Source organism: Virgibacillus sp. MSJ-26 (assembly GCF_018918075.1).
Lineage (GTDB): Bacteria > Bacillota > Bacilli > Bacillales > Amphibacillaceae > MSJ-26.
In genome coordinates this window covers 98,248-122,627 of the sequence record NZ_JAHLPW010000003.1, presented here as the reverse complement: position 1 = coordinate 122,627, position 24,380 = coordinate 98,248, and the positions used below count along the sequence as shown (strand labels likewise).

Genomic DNA, 24,380 nt, shown 5'->3' with positions numbered 1-24,380 from the left:
CTGTCCCCATGTCCCGATCTACATGAGAAATATCCCAACAAGACACGCTACAAAAAGTCCGACCATAACGGGAATAAAATTTCGCCTGACGAGATCGACTGGTTTGACACCGGAAACCCCGGAGTCTGCTGCGACACCAAAAGCCCAAGCCGCTATCGTTCCTCCGCCTACGAAGATACCAGCAACCTGGCCTAAGGATGCTAAAATGGCAACATTCAAGCCTGGAGCTGATCCCACTGCCGCTGATAAAGCGCCTGTTAAGGGTAAACCGGAAAACCCTGAACCATCTAACCCTCCAAGAATACCGACTAAGGCGATACCAAATGATGTTATTAATGGACTATCACCTAAGCTCGTAGCAATAATCTGCCCCCAGTCAAACAAAAATCCAGGGGTTTCTTCGCCTAATATGGCTACAGCATCATCTGGGTTTCCTAAAAAAAAGAAGCCAGCAATGGGAATAACAGGAGCAAAGATTTTAATGGCAAAATAAAAACCTTCACGCAGATGATCAATTATTTTTTCAAATCCTTTGGAACCTTCATGGCCAAAAGTTGAAAGTACCAACAAAATGATTGCTGTTCCGCCTAAAAAGCCTGTGGCATCTCCACCTGAAATGACATTATCTCGATCGAAAATAGCTCGAAACATCATGATGGAAACGACGATCAATAAAACTGCAGGAACAAGAATAGCAAATAACCTAGCATGCTTACCCTGCTTCGGGTTCTCTTCTGAAGGGGAGTCCATTTTTGTATCCGCCGTATTAAAACCGTCAGATTCTCCAGTCATTGTTGCTGTCAATATTCCCCTTTTCATATCTCGACGAATGGTGTAAAAGGCTATCGCGATGGCCACACCACCAACAATAAGGGAGAACAAAGCAGTGTAAGTTAAAATCTCTCCCGTACTCACACCCGCGGAACTTGCTGTTAATTTAGTGGCCCCTTGAATGACTAAGTCACCGGATAATGCCATCCCATGTCCGAACAAACTTATAGATACAGCAGCCCCCATAGCGGGCAATCCCATTCGTATAGCAACAGGAATAAGTACGACTCCTACCAAAGCAGTAGTTGGCGTGGGCCAAAAGAAAGTGGCCGCTATATACGTCATAATCCCTAAAACAAAGAAAGCTGTTGTAGGGGTGACCATCAACTTTTTCACAGGAGCAACCATAAGGACATCTGCTCCTTGAGATTGCAATGATTTGAGCATTGCCACCATCAGGGCGATAATAAGCATGATATCGAAAAGTTCTACACCGGCATTCAACAAGGCTTCAAAAACAGTCTGTAAGCCATTGATAAAACCATTTGTCACACCTTGCCCTTGCGCGGCTAATATTCCCAATGTGAAAATACCCACCAATGAAGGAACAACAACCTCGCGTCTAAAAACAATGAACACTAGAATCATGACAATAACTGCTAGATAAATCCAATGGGAAGCTGTCAAAACGACATGACCTTCCATATATCTGCCACCTCATTTATTTAATGTTTTTAAAATCTTTCTTACCAAAAATTTTTGGTCCAGATTAGAGCACAAATTCAAATACCTTTTTTTATAATATGTATGTCATGTCGTGATGTGATTAATTCGCCTATATACGATTAATCGTTAATTTGGTGTAGATTCCCTCCGTATTCCCTGGAAGAAGATGTACTCAATTGATACAAGGGCCAGGCACGACATCTTTTTTTATCCAGTCGGCCATTTATCAAATAAATTATGTTAAAATTGAATTAACTAAAAAATGTGGGACATGGGGACAGGCACCTTGTCCCATCCTAAGAAGATAATTAACAAAAAAGGAGGGGATTGAAAGTGGATGTAAAGTTTCCAATTGGGGAGTTAACAGTTCCGGAAAAAGTATCATTAGAAGATATACAAAAATGGTTGAAAAAAATCGATACTTACACGATTCGATTAAATGAAATTGTTGACTCATTAAGTGATGAGGAATTAAGTAGGACTTATCGTGATGATAGCTGGACAGTTCGTGAACTTGTTCATCACATTGCGGACTCCCAGTTGATTATGTATCAACGTCTCAAGCTGGCTTTAACAGATGAGAATCCAACTGTACCAGCTCTTTTGATCAAGATAAATGGGCTATTCAACCAGATACAAAACTGTCTATAGAAAGTTCGATCAAAATCCTAGATGGTATAAATGAGCGCATCGTATCATTAGGACATAGTCTAACTGAGGAGCAATTATATAGAGCTTTTACTCTCCAGAAAAAAGGTGAAAAGAAAAAAGAGAAAATAACAGTCGCAACAAAGGTTGCAAAATTATGTTGGCACGAAGAACATCACTTAGCTCATATAAAAATTGCATTATCAAAATAATGCAATATGGGACTAAGGGACAGGCACGTTGTCCCAGCGGTGAATTTAGACAACGTACCTGTTACCTTTTCATTGTTTTTACGTATGAGAAAGAATTTTTCAATAGTTATCAAGGCACTTATCCGCCCGAAGATATAACAGAGGCCATTTACTTTTGATGTTAAATAGTGTAGAGATAGGAAGAAATGCTAACGTTAAGTATTAGAAACCTGACTTTTTCTATGGTTACATATTATCTGAAAGAATGGGGAGTTTTACTAAGATTTTTCGCTTGTATTTTAACGAAAGAATTACTCTTCATTTTCTTCAAGCTCAAGCCACGAAAGAACTTCATCAATGACTGAATTAATTTTCTCATCAATGAGATTGTCCCCATATTTTTCTTTTGCAATTTCTATTTTATCAATGACTCTAGGCTCAAAATTGATAAACGGAGTGTCATTTTCGAGTTCGTTAAATAACTCGACCATGGCATCGTATCCTTCTTGTATTCGATCAATGGCGTCACTATATTTTTTATAATCTTGTTCATTTGCTTTCATGACTTATCACCTAGGTATAGAGTGTCCTAAAATGAAGGAATCATTTATTAGTGAAATAATAATGAACAGAATTGTCAGATTCAAAGCTCGTAAATGTGATACAATAGCTGAAACATTTGGTAAGAAGCAACTTAACAAAGAATTTTGAAAATGAAAAGGAGAAATAACCATGATCATTCGAGAAATTGAAGAAAAAGATAATCAGAAAATGGAACAAATTATTAAACGTTCCCTGGAATCGTTTGGTTTAGATATTCCAGGTACAGCCTATTTTGATCCTCAGCTGAGTCATTTAGCAGAGTTTTATAAGAATGAGCCGAATGCAAAGTATTGGGTCGCTGTGGATGAAGAGGGTCATGTGGTCGGCGGTGTAGGAATTGGACCCTTTGGGCAGGAAAATGATGTTGGGGAATTACAAAAATTATACGTTATCCCAGAAGCCCAAGGAAAAGGTTTGGCAAAAAAGCTAATGGAAGTGGCCCTTGATTTTGTTAGGGAGCATTATACATATTGTTATTTAGAAACATCCCGTAAGTTAAAAGTCGCGAACAGACTCTATAGCAAACTCGGATTTAAAGAACTAGACAAACCAATTGAAGGTTCGGAACACGGCACGATGGATAAGTGGTACATTAAAGAGTTTAAATCTAAATAAGTTGCAAGGGAATATGGATGATTGCGTAACATTATACATTATCGAAAATGTCAATGCTGGGACGTTAAAAATGAATCGTCCGAGCGGCTTCTGGGCAGGTTCAAAATCTTTACAATATCCGTGTTCTGAAGCCTAAAGATAATGTTTACCGTCTATGTTTTCTCTTACGAAGTGATTTCAACCAATAGGGGTAAGATAAGTCATCTTTATGCCAGTGAAAGCCCGATTTGTTCAACTAACAATCAGTGGCGGAAGTATGAAAACCCCACTGATTGAAGTTTCACTTTATAAATAATTTCAATCAAAAAGGGTAGCTTAAACTGAGTCTAAGTTACTCATCATAAGCAGTTGAAGTCAAGGTGAGTCACAGAATCTCACCTTCATCTTTGTTTTACAAATGACATGCCACACGAACATGTTTTGATTCATTTCAAAGCATGTTTTTTATATGTGAAAATCTATAAATGTCATAAGTTTTAAATTATATAGAGTTAGATTTATTTATTATTTTCAAAAAAGAGATTGCATAAAATAACAAGTGTGTATATAATGTGCATATAGTATATATACATTATATGAGCGGTGACATCCAAAATGAAAGGAGTATTCAATATGATTAGCACGGAAGAAACGTTTGATGTTAAGTTTGTGAAGCGTTGGACTTTATCTATGAGCCTATTTTTAATTGTCCAATTCATATTTTTTCTTGTTGACGGTACGGGCTTCGAGCCCAATATAAACGATAGCCAGCATTTATTTGCTAGGGCAGGAAGATGGATTTTAGATTCAAAGCTATTTACGGAATGGTTTGCTTTATACACTTTTCCGTTTTTTAATCTTTGTTTAGCAGTCCATATTATAGCTCTATTGATTCGAGCAGGACATGATATAACTGTTTTTTTCAAAAAATGACTGTGGGACATGGGACAGCGTGCCTGTCCCCATGTCCCAACGAAGAGGGATGGGCATGCAAATAATTATTTCGAACAGCTCTAAGGAGCCGATTTATGAACAGATTACAGATCAAATTAAGTCGTCTATTTTATCGGGTGAACTGCAGGAAGGAGATGCTATTCCTTCGATGCGGAGACTGGCGAAGGATCTCCAAATTAGTGTGATTACGACGAAGCGGGCCTATGAAGAACTTGAAAAAGCGGGCTTTATCTATTCGATGGTTGGGAAAGGTTCGTTTGTTGCAGAGCAAAATTTAGAGGTTATTCGCGAAAAAAAGTTGAAAGTGATTGAGGAGCAGTTGGGTGCTGTTATTACGAATAGTAGAGAAATTGGATTATCTCTAGAAGAACTGCAAGAGTTATTAGAAATTTTGTATGAGGGGTGAAACGAATGGAAAATTTGATTGACTTAAAAAATGTTTCAAAACGATTTAAAGGTTTTTCTATTAATAATATGGATTTGCAGGTAAAAAAGGGCTTTATAACAGGATTTATCGGAGCCAATGGAGCAGGAAAAACGACAACCATTAAAATGATGATGAATTTGTTAAAACCGGATGCTGGTGAGGTAAAACTTTTCGGATTAGATTATAAGACATATGAAAAAGAAATTAAGGAACGTATCGGTTTTGTTTATGATGGGAATGTATTTTTTGAGGGGATGAACTTAAAAGACATAAAGCGAATTGTAGGACCGGCTTACAAGCGCTGGGATGATGCATTATTTTATAAATATATCGACCAATTCGAACTCCCACTTAATAAGGCGATTAAAAAGTTTTCAAAAGGAATGCAAATGAAGGCATCATTAGCGTTGGCTCTATCACATCATGCTGAATTGATTATAATGGATGAGCCGACAGCTGGGTTAGATCCAATTTTCAGGCGAGAATTTCTGAATCTCGTACAAGAATTAATGCTTGATGGTAATCGCACTATTTTCTTTTCTACACATATTACGACCGATTTAGACCGGATTGCGGATTATATTGCTTTTATCCAAGGTGGCAAATTAGTATTTAATCAATCGATACATGAAGTAGCCGAGAACTATGCGCTCGTTAAAGGCAGCGTCGAGCTATTAGATCGAGATACAGAAAAAGCGTTTATTCATATTCATCGTGCACCGACTGGATTTGAGGCATTAACGAATAATATAGCAGAGGTTGAAGAAACGTTTGGCAATACAGTCATTATTGAACGTGCGTCTTTGGAGGACGTCATGTATTACTTGGAAGGGGGAGTGCAGCATGTTTAACTTAATGAGACGTGACTTGATCATACAAAAGTGGCAATTATTAGTTTTTATCCCGTTTATTTTAGTGTTCATACTTACAAATTCGCATCCTATTTTGACTTTTCTCGTTTCAAGTTTTTATATCCCGTTTAATGCTTATTATTATGATGAAAAAGCCGAAACAAATATATTGTTGAATTCATTACCATACACACGGAAAGAAATTATAGCATCACGTTATCTTAGTGCTATTGTTTGTATGGTGTTATCTATCGTACTGGTGAGTTTGTTTTTATTTGTTTTTGGAAAAAACTTTACCTTAACTCATATAGCAATTGGTAGTGGTTTATTTTTATTATTTGCGTCGTTTGCTTTTCCATTGTTTTATCTTTTAAAACAAGGCCATATTTTTACGATTGTACTGATTAGTTTTCTAGTATCTGTGGCAGTCATTCCAAGCGTTGTTGATTATTTAATGGATTATATGCCGATGATTACAAATTTTATTGCGAGTCTCTCAACGATTACGTTATATACGGGATTAGCGCTTGGTGTTGCGATACTTTATGCTTTATCTTGGGGAATATCAACGATAGTTTATCAACGAAAAGCTTTTTAAATTATGTGAGTGAAGAGGTAAGTATTTTAGTTAATGTAAAAGCGAACGTGTTAAAGTAAATTTTTTCTACCAGCATAAGAAAACACGTAGATTTCAGGGGGCAGGTGAGGGCTAGATATGCCCCCGACATGCTTAGCATGCGGTGGCTCATCAGCAGAGAAGAATGAACTACAATTCTTCATAGAAAAGTTATGATTTATCTTTACCGGGTAAAGGTTTCTCGTTTTTTAAAACTTTCCACTTAATTAGATTGACATCATCCGATATCTTCCCATTGATAAAGTTATAATAATCATTAGTTTTTTCTTCGATATATTTGGCTCTTTTCTTGGCTTCTTCTAATTGTGCTTGAGCGATGTCTCTTTGTTTAACCATAATATTATAACGTTCTTTTATAGTTGATTCTCCTTCTAAGCAGAGGTCAATATACCTTTTTATATCTTCAATTGACATGCCACAATGTCGAAAAAATTTAGCACATAAAAGCCAGTTTAATGCCTCATCATCAAACAAACGGTTATTATTTTTATCGCGTTTTAAGTGTGGCACTAGCTTTCTATCAGTGTAGTAACGGATGGTGTGTTCTGTTAAATTAAGTAATTTAGCCGCTTCTTTGACAGTATACATGAGCAAACTCTCCTTAAATTTCTCCTCATAATCTTCCAAAAGATTGACTATACCATTGTCCGGATGCCACCATTTGCTGGACTTTATTTAAGCGACTGGATTCATATTTTTCTAGTGCCAGGGTTGCCGCGCGTCCTTTGATTCCTTTGGCGACACATTTCCCCAATTCTGCGGCGTCTTTGAGGGAGGCGTTAAATCCGCTCGCGGTGATGGGGGCAGGGACGTGGGCAGCGTCCCCAACTAGAGCAATCCGTCTCTTCACAAGTCGCTCAGGAATATATTCCTTGATAGGCGTCCCCGTGATGTTGCCGGTTTGAAGCGCATGGAGCATAGCGGATGCCCATGGTTCAGGCCAATTGGCAGCCACTTGCCGAGTGAGTTCAGTACGTGTTTTTTCAGGAATATCAGAAGCGCTAAGTGAATGATGTACGACATCTCCTTCTATACAACCGAGGCGGCGCAACAAATCATTTCTTGAATGATCATACCATGTACAACCGATTCTGCGACTTTTTTTACCCGGTTCGGTACCTGAATCTATAATTGACCCGATTAAAAATCCGTTAAAGCTATTTAAAAATTGGACTTCCGGGTGATGTGGACTGGGGCGTAATTCTTCTGGAAGGCTGTTTTCATCTGTAGAAGCAAGCCAAACCATGTACCCCGCGAACGTTGCATCCGGTTTGTCTGGTGCCACATGACGGCGTACTATGCTATGATGGCCATCAGCACCTATCAAAAGATCGCCGTAGAATTTTTCACCTTTTTCTGTTAAAGCCCAGGCAGCATCGTCATCTTGATCCACTGCTTCGATTCGAGTATTGTAACGTAAATCAATATTTGAATACTTCTTTGCTTCCGCACGCAACCGAGATTCAATCGATGACCAAAGCTGAACAGATTTCCTTCCATCCGACACAATTTTCCTTAAAAACTTTTCTGTCTTGGATTGGCCAAATGTGACGCCATCGACTTGTAAGCCAGACCCCGTCCGTCCTTCTTCTCCAACCTTCTCTAAAATGATTACACTCACTCCTTCTCGAGCGAGAGCAATACCAGTCATAAGGCCAGAGAGCGATGCACCGACGATAACAGCAGAATCGTTTTGAGTTTCAAAATTACGAGTTGTTTTTTCCATAAAAAAACATCTCCCTTACTTCAATCACATGTTTATATTTTAATCAGAGATTTTCTGATTTTATATAATAGTTTAACTTGTAATTAAGTATAAGCCCTTCGAGTAACACGAAGTCAAAGAATAGGCCTTTTAAATTGGATTATTTTGATGGAAGTAAATTTGAATCAGGTTGAAGAGAGCAAGCGTGGGAGGAAAATTAATATGTACTCTCGTTCACATTATCTCATTTCCTGTGAATTTTAATCGAGAGAAGGGCTCTCTCGTTCAAAAGATCTCATATCTTCCGCACTTCAATCGAGAGGGGGGCTCTCTCGTTTAAAAGATCTCATATCTTCCGCATTTTAATCGAGAGAAGGGCTCTCTCGTTCAAAAGATCTCCTATCCTCCGCACTTCAATCGAGAGGGGGGCTCTCTCGTTCAAAAGATCTCATATCTTCCGCATTTTAATCGAGAGAAGCCCCTCTGATTTCATTAAAAATTTAACACACCAATAACATCCAAAAAGACAATAACAATTGCAACAGGAACCACATATTTAATAATCATAAACCAGGCAACAAATATTTTCTTCCCTAGCCTAGACCCTTCGCTCATTTCTTTAAGAAGAACTTTCCTCGGAATTTTAAATGCAGTGAAAATCGCAATCGCTAAAGCACCTATCGGCATGAGAATATTGGATACGAGATAGTCGGATAAATCAAACATTGTCATGTCAAAGAATGTCATATCGCTTAACAGACCAAATGATAATGCAGACGGGATGCCGGCCAGGAAAATTAAGAGTCCTGTTATCCATGTCGCTTTCTTTCTTGTTTCGTTTTTCCCTTTTGTGACAGCTGCGACAATAATTTCGACCATGGAAAAGGCCGAGGTAAATGTAGCAAATAAAAATAAAATCAAAAAGATAAAGAGAAAGATTTCGCCAAGTGGCATTTGACTAAACATAGCGGGAAGGACGACGAACAATAATCCTGGCCCTTCTGTAGGTTCAAATCCGAATGAAAAAACGGCTGGAAAAATGGCTAATCCAGCTAAAAGAGAAATCAAAATGTTCATCAAGACAACGGTAAAAGCTGATTTTGGCAAATCTTCCTGTTTAGATAAGTAGGAACTATACGTTACCATGACGGACACTCCGACACTGATGGAAAAGAAAGACTGACCTAGCGCAAATAAGATTGTTTTTGAATTCAAATTTGAAAAATCGGGATACAGGAAGAAGGAAATCCCTTCACTAACATTATCCAATGTTAACGAGCGAATAATCAAAATAATAAAAGCAATAAATAGAGCTGGCATCATAAATTTACTGACGCGCTCAATACCATTTTGAATGCCTCTAGCGACAACGAGAATTGTAATGATCATAAACACGAATTGCGCTGAAATTGCGGTGAAGGGATTAGCAATTAAATCATCAAACAGGCCACCAAAATCATTTTGAAGTAGCCCAGATAAATTTCCTGTAATCGTCTGAAAAATATATATCAGAATCCAACCACCGACAACACTATAAAAGGATAAAAGAATAAAGCAGGTCATCATGCCAAGAATGCCGATGAAATGCCACCTTGTATTTGGGGCAAATGTTTTATAAGCTCTGATTGCGTCTTTTTCAGAGCCTCGACCAATTAGAAATTCAGCTAGTAAAATGGGCATTCCTATGAAAATAGTGAAAATAATAAAAATAAAAAAGAATGCGCCCCCACCCGAGACACCTGTCATGTACGGGAACTTCCAAATTGCTCCAAGACCAATTGCAGAGCCTGCTGTTGCTAAAATAAAGCCTAATTTTGATGTCCACTGTTCTTTAGATGCACTCATGAAAATCTCCTTATTGTCTTTGTCATATAAAGTTCTATTATAGGGAATAACCGATAATATGAAAAGGGATGATATAAAATTTTGGAAAATGATAGTTTATTTCATGTAGACCTGTCATAATAAATAAAGAAAAATGATGAAGGAGAATATGAATGGGAGTCACTTCAATTATATTTAGTGTTTTATTTATCATAAATATTATTTTAGCTGGAATCATTATTTTTTTCGAACGGCAAAATGCAAGCACAACATGGGCATGGTTGATGGTGTTAGTTTTAATTCCGTTATTAGGGTTTATCATCTATCTTATTTTCAACAAGAATTTCTCTAGAAAGCATATGTTTTATTGGGCAGATCAAGACAAAGTTGGTATCAAAACTCAAGTATCGGAACAAATTAATACAATTAAAAATGAAACCTATCAATTTTATAATCCAATAAGTGAGTTATATAAAGACCATATTTTTATGCATCTTGAAAAAAATGGTGCGATTTTAACCGAAAATAATCATATTGATATATACACTGATGGGCAGGAAAAGTTTGATGCGCTGCTTAAGGATCTTCATCAAGCCAAAGATCATATCCATATTCAGTATTATATTATTCATGACGACGGGTTAGGGACGGAATTGGTTGATGCTTTGACTGAAAAAGCAAAGCAGGGTGTTCAGGTGCGTGTGTTGTATGACCATATGGGTTCTAGAGGCATTTCCAAAAACTTTTACAATGGGTTAATAGCAGCAGGTGGTCTGGTTGAAGTCTTTTTTCCTCATTTTAACTATAACTATCGAAACCACCGGAAACTAGCGATTATAGACGGGAGCATCGGTTATATCGGGGGATTTAATGTTGGAGATGAGTATCTTGGTTTAGATGAAAAATTCGGATACTGGCGAGATACCCATTTGCGAACGAAAGGCAACGGGGTCCACGCATTGCAGACCCGGTTTATATTGGATTGGAATCAGGCTTCTAAAGAAAAAAACTTTACTTATGAAGCACGGTTCTTTCCGGAATTTCCTCAAGTTGGTCACGTCGGGATGCAAGTAGTTTCAAGTGGACCAGATGCGGAGTGGCAGCATATTAAAAACGGTTATGTCAAAATGATTGTCACAGCCAAAAAGTATATTTACTTACAAACACCTTATTTTATACCAGATGATACGCTTCTAGATACACTGAAAATCGCCGCGTTATCAGGGGTTGATGTTAGAATTATGATCCCGGACAAGCCTGATCACATGTTTGTTTATTGGGCAACACTGTCAAATATGGGGGAACTTCTGAGAGCAGGGGCAAAAGTGTATATTTACGAAAATGGTTTCATTCATGCAAAAACATTGATTGCAGATGATGCGATTGCTTCGGTTGGAACAGCTAATTTTGATTCGCGAAGTTTCAGTCTTAATTTTGAAGTTAATGCGTTTATTTATGACGAACAGAAAACGCAAGAGCTACGGACCACTTTTGAGAAAGACATTCAAGTTTCAAAAGAACTGACATTAGAAGATTATCAAAAGCGTTCGCTGATAATTAAAATTAAAGAATCGATTTCGAGATTGTTATCACCTATTTTATAAAGCCGAAAAACCTTGTAAGCAGTTTAGTAGAAACTCTAGCGGACAATGGTAATAAAAGAGCATGATGGTGAAGTTCTGCAAGTCGTGAAGAGTCGACAAAGATTGAAGGGTTTCACCACCGTTCGGTCTTGTCTTATATACAATAAAATATGCTACTATAATAATATATAGTTAAAGGAGGCCCAAACATGAAAGCTATCATTGTAAAACAGCCAGGTGGTGCCGACCAACTCGAATTGAGTAATCAGCCGAAACCTGTGCCGAAAGAAGCCGAATTGTTAATAAAGGTCGAAGCGACAGCCGTTAACCGAACTGATATTATTAATCGAGAGAGTTCCTCGGGTTATTTAAATCATCCGATTTTAGGTGTTGAGGTTGCCGGAATCGTTGAGAAAACTGTGCCTGGTTCGACTATTAAAGAAGGTGACCGGGTAATGGGGCTCGTCAATGGCGGAGGTTATGCTGAATATGCCGTCATGCCGGTGGAGCGGGCGATGATCATTCCGGATAAGCTTTCATTCGTGGAAGCGGCGGCAATCCCAGAAGTGTTTTTAACAGCTTATCAAACATTATTTTGGCTTGGAAATTTACAGGAAAGTGAGACAGTGCTTATTCACGCTGGGGGTAGTGGTGTCGGGACAGCGGCAACACAGCTTGCGACACAACTTGGAAAAGCACATGCCATCATTACTGCCGGCTCAAAAGAAAAACTTGATTTTGGTAAAAGTCTTGGTGCAGATCTAGCAATTAACTATAAAGTAAAAGAGTTTGACCAAGAGGTGTTAAAAGCGACGAACAATCAAGGGGTTGATTTGATTCTTGATTTTATTGGGGCATCGTACTGGGAGAAAAACATGGGCAGTATTAAAGTCGATGGACGCTGGGTGTTAATTGGTATCCTTGGTGGATCGACAGTTAAAAGTCTTAACTTAAGAGATTTGATGATGAAACGTATTCAGTTGACTGGAACGTTGTTAACACCAAGAAGTGATGAATACAAGGCAAATTTGACAAAGGAATTTATCTCGAAAACTTACGAGTTATTTGAAAATGATCAACTAAAACCTATTGTTGACCGCACCTTTTCGCTCAATCAAATGTCACAAGCCCATGAACATATGGGAAATAATAAAAATATCGGAAAAATTGTAATTGAAGTAGGTTGATTATAGTTCTTAAGGATTTACAAACTTTTAAAAAAGCAATATATCTTTCTATACCATCGTGACGGAAAAACATTCCGCTTTCCGCAGGCACTGCCGAGCGAAGCCGCTGAAAAAGTACTTCAACGTTATGACATAATCTCCAACAGACTTTTGGAATTACAGGTACACTACCTGGAATATGGTTTAGGAGTAAATCCAGAGAGGATAATGCAGATATACTACCTGGAATATGGTTTGGGAGCAAATCCAGAGAGGATAATGCAGATATACTACCTGGAATATGGTTTAGGAGTAAATCCAGAGAGGGTAAAGCAGGTACACTACCCGGAATATGGTTTAGGAGTAAATCCAGGGAGGGTAAAGCAGATACACTACCCGGAATATGGTTTAGGAGTAAATCCAGGGAGGGTAATGCAGATATACTACCTGGAATATGGTTTAGGAGTAAATCCAGAGAGGATAATGCAGATATACTACCTGGAATATGGTTTAGGAGTAAATCCAGAGAGGGTAAAGCAGGTACACTACCCGGAATATGGTTTAGGTGTAAATCCAGGGAGGGTAAAGCAGATATACTAGCCGAAAAGTGGTGCGGGAGCAATTTGGGGGACTTTTCAGTGCCTTCCTGCTCGAGTCTTCATGTTTTTCCTTCGCTAATATGTAAGTGTTATATAAAAAGCCGAGTGTTAGGAAAGAGTGCTATCCTAACGCTCGGCTTTTTTGCTCTTGTTGATAATTATTCCATAACTTTTACTTAAAGTGTTTCAAGTGAATCCTTAATAGGTTTCGTTCCTTTAACGACCTGGAATTCCTTCCCTATCGTCGTTTCATCTTTTAATGTTTCATAAATGACTTGCGCAATATCTTCTCTAGGCACTTCATCACGTTCCACTTTTTCTCCGGCCCTGATATTTCCGGTTCCATTGTCATTTGTTAAAAGTCCGGGATGGATGATTGTGTAATCCAATTCCGAGTCTCTTAACCATTCATCCGCGTAATGTTTAGCGATAACATATGGCGCAAAGGAAGAGGAAGCCCCTTGAATAGCCTCGCGTGTCGTATCAAAAGAACTGATCATCACAAACCGTTTTACGTTGGCGACTTTTGCTGCTTCTATCGTTTTCACTGCTCCGTCAAGATCAACCATAATGGTCTTGTCTTTACCAGTATGCGGTCCTGAGCCCGCCGTAAAGACAACCGCATCAACGTCTTTTGCTGCTTTTGCGATAGCGTCAATGTCATCCTCCAAATCGACGATAGCGGTTTCTGCACCCAACTTTTCAAAATAGGAAGCTTGTTCCTGCTCGCGAATCATCGCTTTTGCTGTGAGTGACTCACTTTCTTGAATCAAAGAAACTAAGTGTTTTCCAATTTGACCATTTGCTCCAACAACTAAAACCTTCACTATCTCACGTCCTCTCGATTTTTAAGACTCTATTAATAGCGTAAAGCAATTGAACGCGGAATGTCCAGATTAAAAGCATTGTTAAATTAATTCCATAAAGTGTGTTATGAGATATTCCAACATTTGTATGAATGTCTCATTGAATACGGATTTATCGAATTTTATCGCAGATTAACTGGCTGTATGGCCCGCACTAATTAAAGTTTCACTTTATGTGGTATTCGCTTTTTCTCGTCGCTTTACAAGATAAAACGCGTTAATCCAAGCAGCAATTGGGACAATCAAGGCAATCCCAATTCCGGCACAAAAAATAGTAATCATTTCGGCACTGAACACTTTCGAGTTGGCAATCTGGCCGAATGAATAGGACAAATCCTTAAACCATAAGAGGAGTCCCATATACCCACCAATAAAGGCAAAAAATAATGTGTTGGTGTTGGAACCGAGAATATCTCTTCCGATTGTAAGGCCGGAAAAAAATAAGTCCTTTTGACTAATGTTAGGGTGGTGTCTAAACACTTCACGCATTGGGGATGTGATTGATATCGACACATCTGTGATGGCCCCAATTGTACTCATAATAATGACCGCGGCTCCGACTTTTACAAAATCCACACCTAGGTAAAGAGAAAATATACTGATTTCATCGACTTCTTCTTCGCCAAACCCTTGAATCATCGCTTTTTTAGTAATGATATAAATGAATATTATTAAAATAATAATCGTCACAATCGTAGCGATGAAAGCCGTAATTGTTTTACTATTCACTTGATTAATGTAAAAAAGATTAATGCTGCTTATGATTGTACAAGCGATAATAGTTAATATAATCGGATTGGTATGTGGATCTGTCATAATCCAAACAGCAAACATAACAACTAAAAAATTCAGGAATAAAGAAATAAAAGATCGAGCACCTTTTCTCCCGCCGATCACTATCATTAAGACAAATAAAATGATGGCCAGTAAGAGTAAGACATTCATAATTTCGCCCTCTTTCGATTAACGAAAAATATTGATATATATAAACCAATCGGGATGGTTAAGACAATGCCGATTCCCCCGGCCAGAGCACGCGCTAATTCCAATGACAGATTCATTGATAAAGTGAATCCAAGCGGTGAATAATTTTTTAAATATAAAATAAGCATGGGCATCGAACCACTAATATAAGCAAAAAACAATATATTCGTCATCGTTCCCATAATATCTTTTCCAATATCAAGGGCTGACGTTTTCAGCGCTTTGACAGAAATGTGATGATCTTTCTCATATAATTCAAAAATAGCAGATGACATCGTAATCGCCACATCCATCACAGCGCCAAGAGAACCAATGAATAATCCAGCTAAAAACACCAATCGATAAGGTCGGGTTAAAAATTGCATTTCCTCATAGTGGAGCCCTGTGTCAGACGTGAGTGTCATGGCTATATAAGTAATCAAGAGAGAGCTAAAGGTCCCAAGTAATGTGGCCAAAATTGCCGCGTACGTTTTTTCATTAAAGCCATTAACTAACAACAAGGAAATGACCGTAAATAAAATGACTGTGACAGCGGCTATCCATAATAAATTCATTCCCGTTTTCACATTGAGGTCCAAGGCATACGATAAAATAATCAGGTTGATAGCTAGACTGACACTTGCGAACAGCCCCTGTCGTTTTCCGACAAGTAGGAGAACGAGAATGAAAATCCAGGCAGTTACCACGATATATTTATCACGTTTGATGTCTGTAATGCTACCTGTTAACTGCTTTTCTCCAACGGAATCTTTATCAATGGAAACAAATAGTTCATTTCCCGTCTCAAGGGGCTGGTCGTAGGCCCCGGTAATTGAATATTCATTTTTTAATTGAATATGTTCTTTTTTTTGCTCACCATTTTTTAATTCAGCTGTAATGTTTTGTATAGTCATAGTATCTTCATTGCCGTATTGATCGGTCACGTTAGTCGTTTCTTCTGTCTGAGACTCAATCACTTTGGCAATTGGACGATCGTAAAAAGCGTAATTATTATAAACGAAAACAAGTGAACCGACCACGCTAAGGAGCAATAGGATATAAAAGATGATTTGCTTATACGTTAATTGTTTAAATGTCTTGATCAAAGCCTTCAACAAAAACACTCTCCTAAAAGCACGCCTAATTACGCAACCTATACGCACCATCTTACCATTCATTAAGTATGTGTTCTACTAGATGAACCGATTGAGGAAAAAAGAGACTTTGGATAATTTATGTTGATGCCAGTTCTCTTGTGGATCTCTCACAAGAGAACTAGGCTTTCTTTTTTGGGTATTTAGAGATGATGAAGCCCACAAATCAGGTAAAATCCCGAAAATTTGTCGTTCATAAAATAATTACGTGTATACATCAATAAGCTTGCTTAATACTAGAAATCTATAGTCCTTGTCCTAGCTTAATAAACTATATTTGATAAAATTGATGTACTAGTTTAAATAAGTATCTTTTAGTTTGAAGAATAATTGGTCATAAACATAAAAACCAACAAAGGATGTGGGCAGATGAAAAAGTTATTACTGACTGGGTTTGAACCATTTTTAAAATACGCCATCAATCCGACGATGAACGTCGTTAAATATTTTAATAATAAAGAAGTCAACGGCTACAAGGTAGTTGGAGAAATTCTATCCGTAGATTTCTCAAAAAGTGGGAAGCAATTCATAGAGAAAATCAATGAGGTCAAGCCAGATGCAATCATTTCGTTAGGATTGTCTGGTGGGAGATTTAAACTAACGCCTGAAAGAATTGCAATTAATTGCAATGATGGACCAGCCGATAATACAGGGTGGAAGCCAAGTGGTGAAAAGATTTTTCAAGATGGAGAGGATGGTATTTTTTCCAAGCTGCCGATTGAAAAAATGGTAAAACAATTAACCAACGCAAGTCTACCTGCTGAAATTTCAAATACAGCTGGAACGTATCTTTGCAACAATGTTATGTATCATGGCCTATACCATACAAAGAAACAAGATATGTCTATCCCCGTAGGATTTATACATATACCAGCTTCCCATGAACTTGCCATCGAACACGGGAAAATTCCAAGTTGGTCTCAAGATGATTTAAATCGTGCTATAGAAATCTGTATCCAAACTTTATAAATCTCGTATGAAAGAAGAGATGCTACTGTTATTTCGAGTAAACACTTGCTCCTATGGTGTCTAGGAGTTCGGATTTAAAAAGTTTACAAACGTATCAGCCGTGCTATACTATACATAGATATAAACAATCTGAAAACATTAAAAAAGCCATTCCATGCGGGAACATGGAACGGCTTCTACAGACCAACCCCAACAAGAGGGGAAGGCACACTGAGAGTAATAATCCCTCAATGGCTTAGCTAACGTCATGAGGGATTATTTTTTATTGGACATTATTAACACCACAAGTGTCCCAAAAGCAATCATGAGACTAAGTGTTTCAGCAACGTCCATAGGCATCACCCCCTCCACGGGGAATTATCCCGAAAGAAAGAATGTGCCTTACCCCTCATGCGAAACCAGTCTGTGCTATTAAGTATATCATAAACAAACATATGTTCGTAGTCTGAAATTTGCAGAAGTACATAATTTTGTACACCCTTTTTGATATCTTTAATTTGTAAGGCGATATTATATTAAAGATTAAAGGGGAGTTTTAAAATGAGAAACATATTATTCGCATTATTATCATTTATAATCATTGCAGGTTTGGTAGCTTGTGACGGTGAAGAGGTACAAGATAAAGATGTCAGTTCTGTTGAATCGTCTAATGAAGAAAATGAGGCGGCAGCAGCTGAAGAAGAAACCGAAGAGGAAGAAGAGGCTGTAAAAGAATTTAATAAAGAGATTATTGACAACGATTCAGTTAAAGCAACATTAGTCAGTGTTGAGCATATCGTGGATAAAGATTGGGACGAAGAGAAATACGACATTAAATTTGAAGTAGAGAATAAAATGGATGATACAGTTGAAGTTCAAGCAAGGGAAGTATCAGCGGATGGAAAAATGGTTGATGAATCCATGTTGATGATGAGTCAAGAAATATCTGGTGGAAAAGTAGCCGACGCCGTACTGACGATCGAAAGCTTTGAAGGGGACGACCTACCTGATATGGAAGAGGACTTAGAAATGATTTTACATGTGTTTTCTTGGGAAGATATGGAGCAAGAAGAAAATATTGATGTTAACATTGAATTTTAATTAAATAAAATGGGGGCCAGCCCTACGTGAGAAAGTCACGTGAGGTCTGGTCCTTTTTCTCGGCCTTCTTTAATTGGTTTGTTTGTCATCGATTGTTTTCTGATTTCAGCGATAGCTTGCGGATTAACTGCATCGGTATCTTGGATTATCCCGTGCTGGGCACCGGTTGGATCATTCATGACACCTTCGCGTAGGCCATCGGGATGTGGACTGGCCTCAATGTCTTGCTGTCTTTTTCTAGGCATTTTATTCACTCCTTTGGCTTTTAGGATGAGAAGATTATAAAGAAAATATGCAAAAGGGGATTAGCAAGTTTTTATGAAAAGAGGTTTGAAAGATACCTGATATTGGTGTATTCTGAACGAAAGAAGTACGGAGGTGTCTGCATGAAACGTTTTATTTTATTTTTAAGCAGTTTTATTTTTCTGTTTGTCGTGTTCCAAATGCTTTCTGGTCTGATTTTAACATCTTTATACCTACCGAATATCGAAGAAGCTTGGGAAATGAGTGCGGAACTGTCGTCTGAAGTAACAATGGTAGGGACGTCCAGTATACCGACAATCATCGGTGCAGTTTTGGCAGCAACCATTGCATATTTTGTGCCTAAAGGAATAGGGATGCTAAAACACTCTTAAATTAGCCAGTGGGGGAGATAGAATGGAAGAAAAAAAGAGGACGAGACGCTTTGTTGTCACCGGTTTTGCACTGCTTTTAGTCGCTTTTTTGTTTAAATGGAGATTTATCTATAGTGAACCTGTCGGCGATCGGTTACTCGGTTTAATTGGTGTACCAGCATGGTCTGATGGAAACATGGGATTCCACTATACGGCTCTATTTTCTTTATTATTGTTAATTATAGGTTTGATTTTTCTATCCAAACATTATAAAGGAAAAGTGATCCTCGTCTTCTTTCTCGTTTGGATGTTCATCCCTGCCAACTTATTTGCTGGTCTTTATCAATCCACCTTTGGAAAAGGGGTCTATGCGTTAGAATTCGGCCCGGATGAAAGTCATTGTCGTTATGAGATAGATGATTCAGGGATGATGGAAGGTCAGTGTGAATTCACTTTCACTAATCATGGAAAAAGTTCAGTGGGTTTTCAGGTTGCATTGAAGGAAGACAGCGACCTCGGGGAATATAAATATCTTATTAACCAAAATATTAAAGATGAAACATTGAAATTAAACGCGAAGGAACAAAAGATGTTTGAAATAAGTTTTAAAGAAAAACTGCCATCACCTCAATATCAAAACGCCGGCGGGGAAATGAGCGGCTTTGATGTTACTATTACTGATGGTGAAGATTCTAGAGAAATGTTGTATCTTTTGAATAACTGATCATCGCGCTGGGCATGTGAGTAAGTTTGCCCGAAATTTTTACCACTATGTTAATTAGGCTTTACATTATGTTAAACATACATTACAATACACATAACGTAAATCTTAGTAGGTGACTTAATGGAACTTCAAAATCGTGTAAAAGAACTACGAGCAAGATTTGACTGGACTCAAGGGTCATTGGGTGATCGGGTAGGGGTAACTAGGCAGACTATTGCAGCCATTGAAAAAGGAGACTACACACCCTCACTTACCTTAGCCTTAAAGATTTGTAACGTGTTCCATTTAAAGATGGAAGATATTTTTTGGTTGACAAAGGGAGTGGAAGAGGATGAATAATATATTTTTTCTGGCAATCTTAAATATCGTAACTGTTTTATTATTTGGTTGGGTGTTAATTGAGCTGTATGATGCTCAACTACAGTTTGTAGAAGTTATGGAAAATCCTGAACCGCCCTGGGCTATTGAGATGAATGCTTTTCCTTTTTTATTATTATTTGTCATTTGTGCCCCAATTTATATTTATTTACTCGTTCGAACGAAAAGAGAACGAAAAAGTGTCTGGAAGGCATTTATGCTTCCGATGGAGTTCAAGGAAACTGACGAAAGAGAGCGCATGATAACGGCAAAAGCATGTCGCGGTTCTTATGTTGTTATGATGTTCGCGATGCCGATTGCCGCAGGTTTACTGATCATGTATCCAACAATCCAAGATACATTACCGTATTATCCTATTATAATAGTAATACTTCTCTTGTTGATCCAAATGATCAGTTACTTTTATACACTTCATAAGAATTTTTCAAAAGTGAGTGGTCTGTAATTTTTATATGGTTTTCATAGTTTGCTTTTTTGAAAAAATGCTGATCTGACGAGGAAAGAGGGTTTTATTATGGATGCGGTATTCAAAACTAATCAAGGTGTATTCAACTTTCGAACAGCTGGGATATGGATAAAGAACAACCACGTTCTCTTGCACAAAATAGTCGGCGATGATTTTTGGGCTCTTCCTGGTGGTCGGGTTAAAATCATGGAAGAATCGCAAAACGCGGTGCAAAGGGAAATGAAGGAAGAACTAGATGTTCAGGTCAAAGTGGAGAGATTGCTATGGACCGTAGAGAATTTTTTCACCTATAATAGTAAGAATTTTCATGAACTTGGTTTTTACTATCTTATTTCTTCAGCTGAACAATACGAGATTCAGGCTCAGGAATTTTTCGGGATTGAAGGTGAAAAATTCATTTATAAATGGATGCCACTTAACGAACTGGAGGCAGTCACTATGTACCCTGAATTTTTAAAAGTAGAATTAAGACATATCCCGAATTATCCGAAACATATGGTGGTAAAGCAGTGAAATCTTGAATTTTCATTCATAATAAATTGGTGGTGGGTCACGTGTTAAATAGTCTCATAGCATATCAATGGGAGATTTTTATTTCTTTAGAAGTATTGTCAGTCATTGCTTTATTACTATTTGGGATTGTTCGTTATTTTTTGGATAGGAAGAAAGTGAGCAGACTTTTCATCGGTGTATTTTTAGGGTTTTTATTTTTAGAAGCTGTTCTAGCATTGATAATTTATCAATCTACAGGTGAAATCTCTACATTTCAAATCGTCATTGCTCTGTTTTTAATATATGCCTGTACATTTGGCGTTTTTGATTTCTTGAAATTGGATCGCTGGATGCGAGAAAAGATTGGTGGTTGGCGTGGGATAGAGCTTTTGACAGAAAAAGATTATCGCATTATCGAAAGAAACAAGGATCCAAAGTATTTGGCTAAAAAATATCGTCGGAGTTCTTTGATTCATTTGACCTTGTTTGTTATCGTTCAATCGATTTTCTGGATGTATGGAACAAAGGATTTTGAAGAGCTCATAGGTTATCTCAAAGATCTGTCATGGATCGAAGAGGGCACGCCTGAGGAATCCCCCTATCCAAATGAGGCTGTTTATGCAGTCGGCATGATTTGGGGAATCGTATTTATTGTCGATTTTATCTGGTCATGGTCCTATACACTGTCGCCATCTAAGCCTAAGGAGTGAGAAGTTTAACTCTTTAGGTTATTTTCAATCGCAATTCTAAAAGTAAAATTAAAATTCATGATTTGGTCAAGCCCCGAATATCTATAAAGAAAGGTGCTATTGCACTAGGCAGGATTACTTTTCTTAGGGGGAGACATCATGGTACAATCCATTCTCGAACTTTTTACAAGTACGGAAAAAGCTGAAATGATGTTAGCCAATCCGTTGATTGAATTTATATTTATGGCGTTATTTCTTCTTTTTGTGGTTGCGGGTATAGTTCATATTATCTTATTTACGAAGTTTCGCAAGGTGCGCAATTACTTACAGGATACTGGACGGATGGATATTGAGCCGCTGCACGGGATGAAAGATGACTTCAATAAGAGGCAGGCAGATGAATCTGTCAAAGTCGAAACGTTTGTTCAAGAAAAATTTTCAAGCTGGCGTGTGTTTAATGTACCAGCCGTGAGCTTGATTAAATTAGTCCAGATGACAGTTTCTGTTTTCATTTTACTTGGTGTACTCGGAACGTTTATCGGCTTAACGATTTCCTTAGGAAGCATCAATACAGCCGAGGATCAACTCGTTGAAAATGTGACAGGGGTTTTATCTGGAATTGACGTCGCGTTTTACACAAGTATAGTCGGCATGGGCTTTTCACTCATTATGACAGTGCTTGTAAAAGCGTTCAACACGGAATATATGTTGACCGATTTAATGCTCTCGGTGGAATCACATCTTGAAGGACACGAACAGCAAGGGATGAACCGTATGATCGACGTGGCCGAGATGATTAATCAATCAATCCAAAACTTGCAAAAAACAAATCAAAAATCTCTGCAAAGTATTGAGGAATCATTCACTGGTTTTAAAGATTACACCGCTGGCCTTGAGCAATCGGCTAAGGATTTGGCAGTATTTAATGAAGGCCTGACAGAAAACTTGGGACATTTTCAAGAGTTGTTTCAACAAATGAAAGCTGTAACCGATGGATTTTCAGAAGGAACAAACGAGCTTAATAAAAATTTCAAGTCGCTGTTCACTTATTTTAAGAAAGCGGATCGCCGTAATGAACGGCTTATTGAATCATTTGAAGTAACGGCTAAGCAAATCCAAGAGGTTTCTCAAGCGCAAGTGGAAAACTTGGGCACTTTTGAAGAATCCGTCGAAGAGTTGAAAAACTTCACAACGTCACTGTTAACTGAACAAGAAGAGGTTCACGCGGCACTAGCTGACATTAAAAATGAAAATAAAGAATTGGTCAATACGATGGCCGCACATAATAAAACGTTTAAAGACATATTTGGAACTGAATTAAGTGCTGAACTGTCGGGGATAAAAACGTATCTTGGCGATTTGAACAAAGGATTTGATCAAGTTGGACAGTCAATTGGCACGCTTCCGGACGCTTTATACATGATTAATCAAACACAAGCTGAAAATAAAACATTGCTTACAGATCGGCTCGATGATTTAAAAGAATTCAACCGAACCTTTAACAATCATCTGAAAAAACATACCACCGAATCAGAAAATTTTGACCGTCGGATACAAGAAGCGACGTCAACATTTGATCAAATGGCTGCAAAGAATAATCAACTGATCACAGATATTAATCAAATGGTGTCTCAAGTGAATCAAAATTATAATAACCGCGATCGTCAATTAGAAGCAAGTGTGGATGTATTAAAAGATACGCTCGCGAGTTATGTCGCTAATTTGGAAGGTACACTCGGTCAAAAACTGGACGGGGTCAGCCGAAACATCGGTGATTCTATGAATCAAGCAAGTGGTCTCATTAAACGAGATATGTCTGATATGCGCCGGCAAGCTGAAGATGTTCAGCAAAACCATGCCCGCGCAACACAGCAGTTGTTGCAGGATTTAGGACGGGAAATCGTCACGCTCAATCGACAATTAGAGCGGTTGGGGCAACAAGCTCAAACCGTCCCAATGAGCCGTGGAATCGGGATGAGCCGCGATGAATACTAAATATCAAAAGCTGTTTAAGAACGAAGAGGAAGAGGGACAATTTTGGCCGTCATTTACTGATTTATTAACGACGATTTTGCTCTGCTTTATGCTCATATTCATTATCATGATGGTAATCAAATCATTGCAAATTAAAGAAATGAAACGAACCATTGATCAAATTATGGGAGTCCGTTCACAAATTATTACCGATTTAAAAACAGAATTCAGTGATTCATCGTACGGGATTGAAGTTGATGAAAAAACAGGCGCAATTATATTTAATACAGAGATTTTATTTGCATATGATGACGATGATTTAAAGAAAGAGTCCTTTTCATTCCTAGATGAATTTGTCCCGAAGTATTTGGATATTTTATTAGAAAGCGGTTATGACGATTATGTCGCTGAAGTGATTATTGAAGGCCACACTGATCGCGATGGCGATTTTCTTTATAATTTGGAATTGGCACAAGACAGGGCCTATAGTGTCGCAGCTTATATTTTAAGTGATGATTTTGCGTACAAAAATATACAGGAACAGTTGGAAGAAAAATTAACGGTCAACAGTAAATCTTTCTCCGATTTCCGGACGGATGATAAAGGAAATTATAGTGCTGAAGACTCGCGTCGAGTGGAATTTAAATTCCGTTTGAAAGATGAGGAAATATTGGATAAAACGAGAGAGTTACTGGGTGAGTAATATTAACATCCGCGATAACTTGGTGTGAG

28 protein-coding genes and 1 pseudogene are annotated in these 24,380 nt (G+C 38.0%); 19 read left to right on the top strand and 10 right to left on the bottom strand.

Annotated features, from left to right (window positions below; translation table 11 throughout):
• Positions 1-18 precede the first annotated feature (18 nt).
• Positions 19-1,476, bottom strand: a complete 1,458-nt coding sequence (locus KQI49_RS02575) for a hypothetical protein (RefSeq protein WP_216486542.1) — start codon at positions 1,474-1,476, stop codon at positions 19-21.
• A gap of 354 nt (positions 1,477-1,830) precedes the next feature.
• Here KQI49_RS02575 and KQI49_RS02570 point away from each other — a divergent pair.
• Positions 1,831-2,357, top strand: a pseudogene (locus KQI49_RS02570) (YfiT family bacillithiol transferase).
• A gap of 290 nt (positions 2,358-2,647) precedes the next feature.
• Here KQI49_RS02570 and KQI49_RS02565 read toward each other — a convergent pair.
• Positions 2,648-2,899, bottom strand: a complete 252-nt coding sequence (locus tag KQI49_RS02565) for a hypothetical protein (RefSeq protein WP_216486541.1) — start codon at positions 2,897-2,899, stop codon at positions 2,648-2,650.
• A 169-nt stretch (positions 2,900-3,068) separates the two neighbouring features.
• Here KQI49_RS02565 and KQI49_RS02560 point away from each other — a divergent pair, with 169 nt between their 5' ends.
• The 5 genes from KQI49_RS02560 (at position 3,069) to KQI49_RS02540 (ending at position 6,363) form a co-directional block, all read left to right on the top strand.
• Positions 3,069-3,554: a GNAT family N-acetyltransferase gene (locus KQI49_RS02560; RefSeq protein WP_216486540.1), complete on the top strand. Its 486-nt coding sequence runs from the start codon at positions 3,069-3,071 to the stop codon at positions 3,552-3,554.
• 612 nt (positions 3,555-4,166) lie between these two features.
• On the top strand, positions 4,167-4,466 hold the full coding sequence (locus KQI49_RS02555) for a YfzA family protein (RefSeq protein WP_216486539.1): 300 nt from the start codon (positions 4,167-4,169) through the stop codon (positions 4,464-4,466).
• Positions 4,467-4,521: 55 nt separating this feature from the next.
• Positions 4,522-4,893 carry a GntR family transcriptional regulator gene (locus KQI49_RS02550; RefSeq protein ID WP_216486538.1) on the top strand — a complete coding sequence of 124 codons (372 nt, stop codon included), beginning with the start codon at positions 4,522-4,524 and terminating at the stop codon, positions 4,891-4,893.
• 5 nt (positions 4,894-4,898) lie between these two features.
• On the top strand, positions 4,899-5,765 hold the full coding sequence (locus KQI49_RS02545; RefSeq protein ID WP_216486537.1) for an ABC transporter ATP-binding protein: 867 nt from the start codon (positions 4,899-4,901) through the stop codon (positions 5,763-5,765).
• Entirely contained in the window at positions 5,758-6,363 is a 606-nt protein-coding gene (locus KQI49_RS02540; RefSeq protein WP_216486536.1) for an ABC-2 transporter permease, read from the top strand. Before KQI49_RS02545 ends, KQI49_RS02540 begins: the two co-directional genes overlap by 8 nt.
• Before the next feature lie 189 nt (positions 6,364-6,552).
• Here KQI49_RS02540 and KQI49_RS02535 read toward each other — a convergent pair whose 3' ends face one another.
• The 3 genes from KQI49_RS02535 to KQI49_RS02525 all read right to left on the bottom strand — a co-directional run bounded on the left by KQI49_RS02535 (position 6,553) and on the right by KQI49_RS02525 (position 9,952).
• Positions 6,553-6,990 (bottom strand): MerR family transcriptional regulator, encoded by a 438-nt coding sequence (locus KQI49_RS02535; RefSeq protein WP_216486534.1) that lies wholly within the window; start codon positions 6,988-6,990, stop codon positions 6,553-6,555.
• Positions 6,991-7,015: 25 nt separating this feature from the next.
• On the bottom strand, positions 7,016-8,128 hold the full coding sequence (locus tag KQI49_RS02530; RefSeq protein ID WP_216486532.1) for an FAD-dependent oxidoreductase: 1,113 nt from the start codon (positions 8,126-8,128) through the stop codon (positions 7,016-7,018).
• A 471-nt stretch (positions 8,129-8,599) separates the two neighbouring features.
• The gene (locus tag KQI49_RS02525) at positions 8,600-9,952 is read right to left on the bottom strand and encodes a sodium-dependent transporter (protein ID WP_216486530.1); all 1,353 of its coding nucleotides are present in this window, start codon (positions 9,950-9,952) and stop codon (positions 8,600-8,602) included.
• A 152-nt stretch (positions 9,953-10,104) separates the two neighbouring features.
• Between KQI49_RS02525 and cls the strand changes: the two genes are divergently transcribed.
• The 3 genes from cls (at position 10,105) to KQI49_RS02510 (ending at position 13,280) form a co-directional block, all read left to right on the top strand.
• The gene (cls, locus tag KQI49_RS02520; protein WP_216486528.1) at positions 10,105-11,535 is read left to right on the top strand and encodes a cardiolipin synthase; all 1,431 of its coding nucleotides are present in this window, start codon (positions 10,105-10,107) and stop codon (positions 11,533-11,535) included.
• A 188-nt stretch (positions 11,536-11,723) separates the two neighbouring features.
• Complete coding sequence (locus tag KQI49_RS02515) at positions 11,724-12,701, top strand: NAD(P)H-quinone oxidoreductase (protein WP_216486526.1); 978 nt, start codon at positions 11,724-11,726, stop codon at positions 12,699-12,701.
• 150 nt (positions 12,702-12,851) lie between these two features.
• Positions 12,852-13,280 (top strand): hypothetical protein, encoded by a 429-nt coding sequence (locus tag KQI49_RS02510; RefSeq protein WP_216486525.1) that lies wholly within the window; start codon positions 12,852-12,854, stop codon positions 13,278-13,280.
• A gap of 175 nt (positions 13,281-13,455) precedes the next feature.
• Here KQI49_RS02510 and KQI49_RS02505 read toward each other — a convergent pair whose 3' ends face one another.
• The 3 genes from KQI49_RS02505 to KQI49_RS02495 form a co-directional block, all read right to left on the bottom strand.
• Positions 13,456-14,109, bottom strand: a complete 654-nt coding sequence (locus KQI49_RS02505) for an SDR family oxidoreductase (protein WP_216487000.1) — start codon at positions 14,107-14,109, stop codon at positions 13,456-13,458.
• Between the two features lie 207 nt (positions 14,110-14,316).
• Positions 14,317-15,090, bottom strand: coding sequence for a YibE/F family protein (locus tag KQI49_RS02500; protein WP_216486524.1), 774 nt, complete (start codon positions 15,088-15,090; stop codon positions 14,317-14,319).
• On the bottom strand, positions 15,087-16,223 hold the full coding sequence (locus KQI49_RS02495; RefSeq protein WP_253286624.1) for a YibE/F family protein: 1,137 nt from the start codon (positions 16,221-16,223) through the stop codon (positions 15,087-15,089). The genes KQI49_RS02500 and KQI49_RS02495 overlap by 4 nt, the downstream gene beginning before the upstream one ends.
• Before the next feature lie 408 nt (positions 16,224-16,631).
• On the opposite strand from KQI49_RS02495, the gene KQI49_RS02490 reads away from it, so the two are divergent.
• On the top strand, positions 16,632-17,231 hold the full coding sequence (locus KQI49_RS02490) for a pyroglutamyl-peptidase I (protein WP_216486523.1): 600 nt from the start codon (positions 16,632-16,634) through the stop codon (positions 17,229-17,231).
• A 255-nt stretch (positions 17,232-17,486) separates the two neighbouring features.
• Here KQI49_RS02490 and KQI49_RS18850 read toward each other — a convergent pair whose 3' ends face one another.
• Complete coding sequence (locus tag KQI49_RS18850; protein WP_371817513.1) at positions 17,487-17,564, bottom strand: putative holin-like toxin; 78 nt, start codon at positions 17,562-17,564, stop codon at positions 17,487-17,489.
• 207 nt (positions 17,565-17,771) lie between these two features.
• On the opposite strand from KQI49_RS18850, the gene KQI49_RS02485 reads away from it, so the two are divergent.
• Positions 17,772-18,311 (top strand): hypothetical protein, encoded by a 540-nt coding sequence (locus KQI49_RS02485; protein WP_216486522.1) that lies wholly within the window; start codon positions 17,772-17,774, stop codon positions 18,309-18,311.
• Positions 18,312-18,346: 35 nt separating this feature from the next.
• Here the strand turns inward: KQI49_RS02485 and KQI49_RS02480 are convergent, their stop codons facing one another.
• A complete protein-coding gene (locus tag KQI49_RS02480; RefSeq protein ID WP_216486521.1) occupies positions 18,347-18,556 on the bottom strand; it encodes a hypothetical protein in 210 nt (69 codons plus the stop codon).
• Positions 18,557-18,697: 141 nt separating this feature from the next.
• Here KQI49_RS02480 and KQI49_RS02475 point away from each other — a divergent pair, with 141 nt between their 5' ends.
• From KQI49_RS02475 to KQI49_RS02440, 8 genes are all read left to right on the top strand, one after another.
• A complete protein-coding gene (locus KQI49_RS02475) occupies positions 18,698-18,946 on the top strand; it encodes a hypothetical protein (RefSeq protein WP_216486519.1) in 249 nt (82 codons plus the stop codon).
• 22 nt (positions 18,947-18,968) lie between these two features.
• The gene (locus tag KQI49_RS02470) at positions 18,969-19,649 is read left to right on the top strand and encodes a hypothetical protein (protein WP_216486516.1); all 681 of its coding nucleotides are present in this window, start codon (positions 18,969-18,971) and stop codon (positions 19,647-19,649) included.
• Positions 19,650-19,769: 120 nt separating this feature from the next.
• Positions 19,770-19,988, top strand: coding sequence for a helix-turn-helix transcriptional regulator (locus tag KQI49_RS02465; RefSeq protein ID WP_216486514.1), 219 nt, complete (start codon positions 19,770-19,772; stop codon positions 19,986-19,988).
• Entirely contained in the window at positions 19,981-20,472 is a 492-nt protein-coding gene (locus KQI49_RS02460; protein WP_216486512.1) for a hypothetical protein, read from the top strand. Before KQI49_RS02465 ends, KQI49_RS02460 begins: the two co-directional genes overlap by 8 nt.
• Before the next feature lie 69 nt (positions 20,473-20,541).
• On the top strand, positions 20,542-21,006 hold the full coding sequence (locus KQI49_RS02455; protein WP_216486510.1) for an NUDIX hydrolase: 465 nt from the start codon (positions 20,542-20,544) through the stop codon (positions 21,004-21,006).
• Between the two features lie 41 nt (positions 21,007-21,047).
• A complete protein-coding gene (locus tag KQI49_RS02450) occupies positions 21,048-21,695 on the top strand; it encodes a hypothetical protein (RefSeq protein WP_216486508.1) in 648 nt (215 codons plus the stop codon).
• Positions 21,696-21,833: 138 nt separating this feature from the next.
• Positions 21,834-23,669, top strand: coding sequence for a MotA/TolQ/ExbB proton channel family protein (locus KQI49_RS02445; RefSeq protein ID WP_216486507.1), 1,836 nt, complete (start codon positions 21,834-21,836; stop codon positions 23,667-23,669).
• Positions 23,659-24,351, top strand: a complete 693-nt coding sequence (locus tag KQI49_RS02440) for an OmpA family protein (protein ID WP_216486506.1) — start codon at positions 23,659-23,661, stop codon at positions 24,349-24,351. The genes KQI49_RS02445 and KQI49_RS02440 overlap by 11 nt, the downstream gene beginning before the upstream one ends.
• Positions 24,352-24,380: the final 29 nt, after the last annotated feature.

Coding starts and splice junctions, on each gene's coding strand:
- KQI49_RS02575 (WP_216486542.1), bottom strand. CDS start 1,476: ATGGAAGGTCATGTCGTTTTGACAGCTTCCCATTGGATTTATCTAGCA.
- KQI49_RS02565 (WP_216486541.1), bottom strand. CDS start 2,899: ATGAAAGCAAATGAACAAGATTATAAAAAATATAGTGACGCCATTGAT.
- KQI49_RS02560 (WP_216486540.1), top strand. CDS start 3,069: ATGATCATTCGAGAAATTGAAGAAAAAGATAATCAGAAAATGGAACAA.
- KQI49_RS02555 (WP_216486539.1), top strand. CDS start 4,167: ATGATTAGCACGGAAGAAACGTTTGATGTTAAGTTTGTGAAGCGTTGG.
- KQI49_RS02550 (WP_216486538.1), top strand. CDS start 4,522: ATGCAAATAATTATTTCGAACAGCTCTAAGGAGCCGATTTATGAACAG.
- KQI49_RS02545 (WP_216486537.1), top strand. CDS start 4,899: ATGGAAAATTTGATTGACTTAAAAAATGTTTCAAAACGATTTAAAGGT.
- KQI49_RS02540 (WP_216486536.1), top strand. CDS start 5,758: ATGTTTAACTTAATGAGACGTGACTTGATCATACAAAAGTGGCAATTA.
- KQI49_RS02535 (WP_216486534.1), bottom strand. CDS start 6,990: ATGTATACTGTCAAAGAAGCGGCTAAATTACTTAATTTAACAGAACAC.
- KQI49_RS02530 (WP_216486532.1), bottom strand. CDS start 8,128: ATGGAAAAAACAACTCGTAATTTTGAAACTCAAAACGATTCTGCTGTT.
- KQI49_RS02525 (WP_216486530.1), bottom strand. CDS start 9,952: ATGAGTGCATCTAAAGAACAGTGGACATCAAAATTAGGCTTTATTTTA.
- cls (WP_216486528.1), top strand. CDS start 10,105: ATGGGAGTCACTTCAATTATATTTAGTGTTTTATTTATCATAAATATT.
- KQI49_RS02515 (WP_216486526.1), top strand. CDS start 11,724: ATGAAAGCTATCATTGTAAAACAGCCAGGTGGTGCCGACCAACTCGAA.
- KQI49_RS02500 (WP_216486524.1), bottom strand. CDS start 15,090: ATGAATGTCTTACTCTTACTGGCCATCATTTTATTTGTCTTAATGATA.
- KQI49_RS02490 (WP_216486523.1), top strand. CDS start 16,632: ATGAAAAAGTTATTACTGACTGGGTTTGAACCATTTTTAAAATACGCC.
- KQI49_RS18850 (WP_371817513.1), bottom strand. CDS start 17,564: ATGGACGTTGCTGAAACACTTAGTCTCATGATTGCTTTTGGGACACTT.
- KQI49_RS02485 (WP_216486522.1), top strand. CDS start 17,772: ATGAGAAACATATTATTCGCATTATTATCATTTATAATCATTGCAGGT.
- KQI49_RS02480 (WP_216486521.1), bottom strand. CDS start 18,556: ATGCCTAGAAAAAGACAGCAAGACATTGAGGCCAGTCCACATCCCGAT.
- KQI49_RS02475 (WP_216486519.1), top strand. CDS start 18,698: ATGAAACGTTTTATTTTATTTTTAAGCAGTTTTATTTTTCTGTTTGTC.
- KQI49_RS02470 (WP_216486516.1), top strand. CDS start 18,969: ATGGAAGAAAAAAAGAGGACGAGACGCTTTGTTGTCACCGGTTTTGCA.
- KQI49_RS02465 (WP_216486514.1), top strand. CDS start 19,770: ATGGAACTTCAAAATCGTGTAAAAGAACTACGAGCAAGATTTGACTGG.
- KQI49_RS02460 (WP_216486512.1), top strand. CDS start 19,981: ATGAATAATATATTTTTTCTGGCAATCTTAAATATCGTAACTGTTTTA.
- KQI49_RS02455 (WP_216486510.1), top strand. CDS start 20,542: ATGGATGCGGTATTCAAAACTAATCAAGGTGTATTCAACTTTCGAACA.
- KQI49_RS02445 (WP_216486507.1), top strand. CDS start 21,834: ATGGTACAATCCATTCTCGAACTTTTTACAAGTACGGAAAAAGCTGAA.
- KQI49_RS02440 (WP_216486506.1), top strand. CDS start 23,659: ATGAATACTAAATATCAAAAGCTGTTTAAGAACGAAGAGGAAGAGGGA.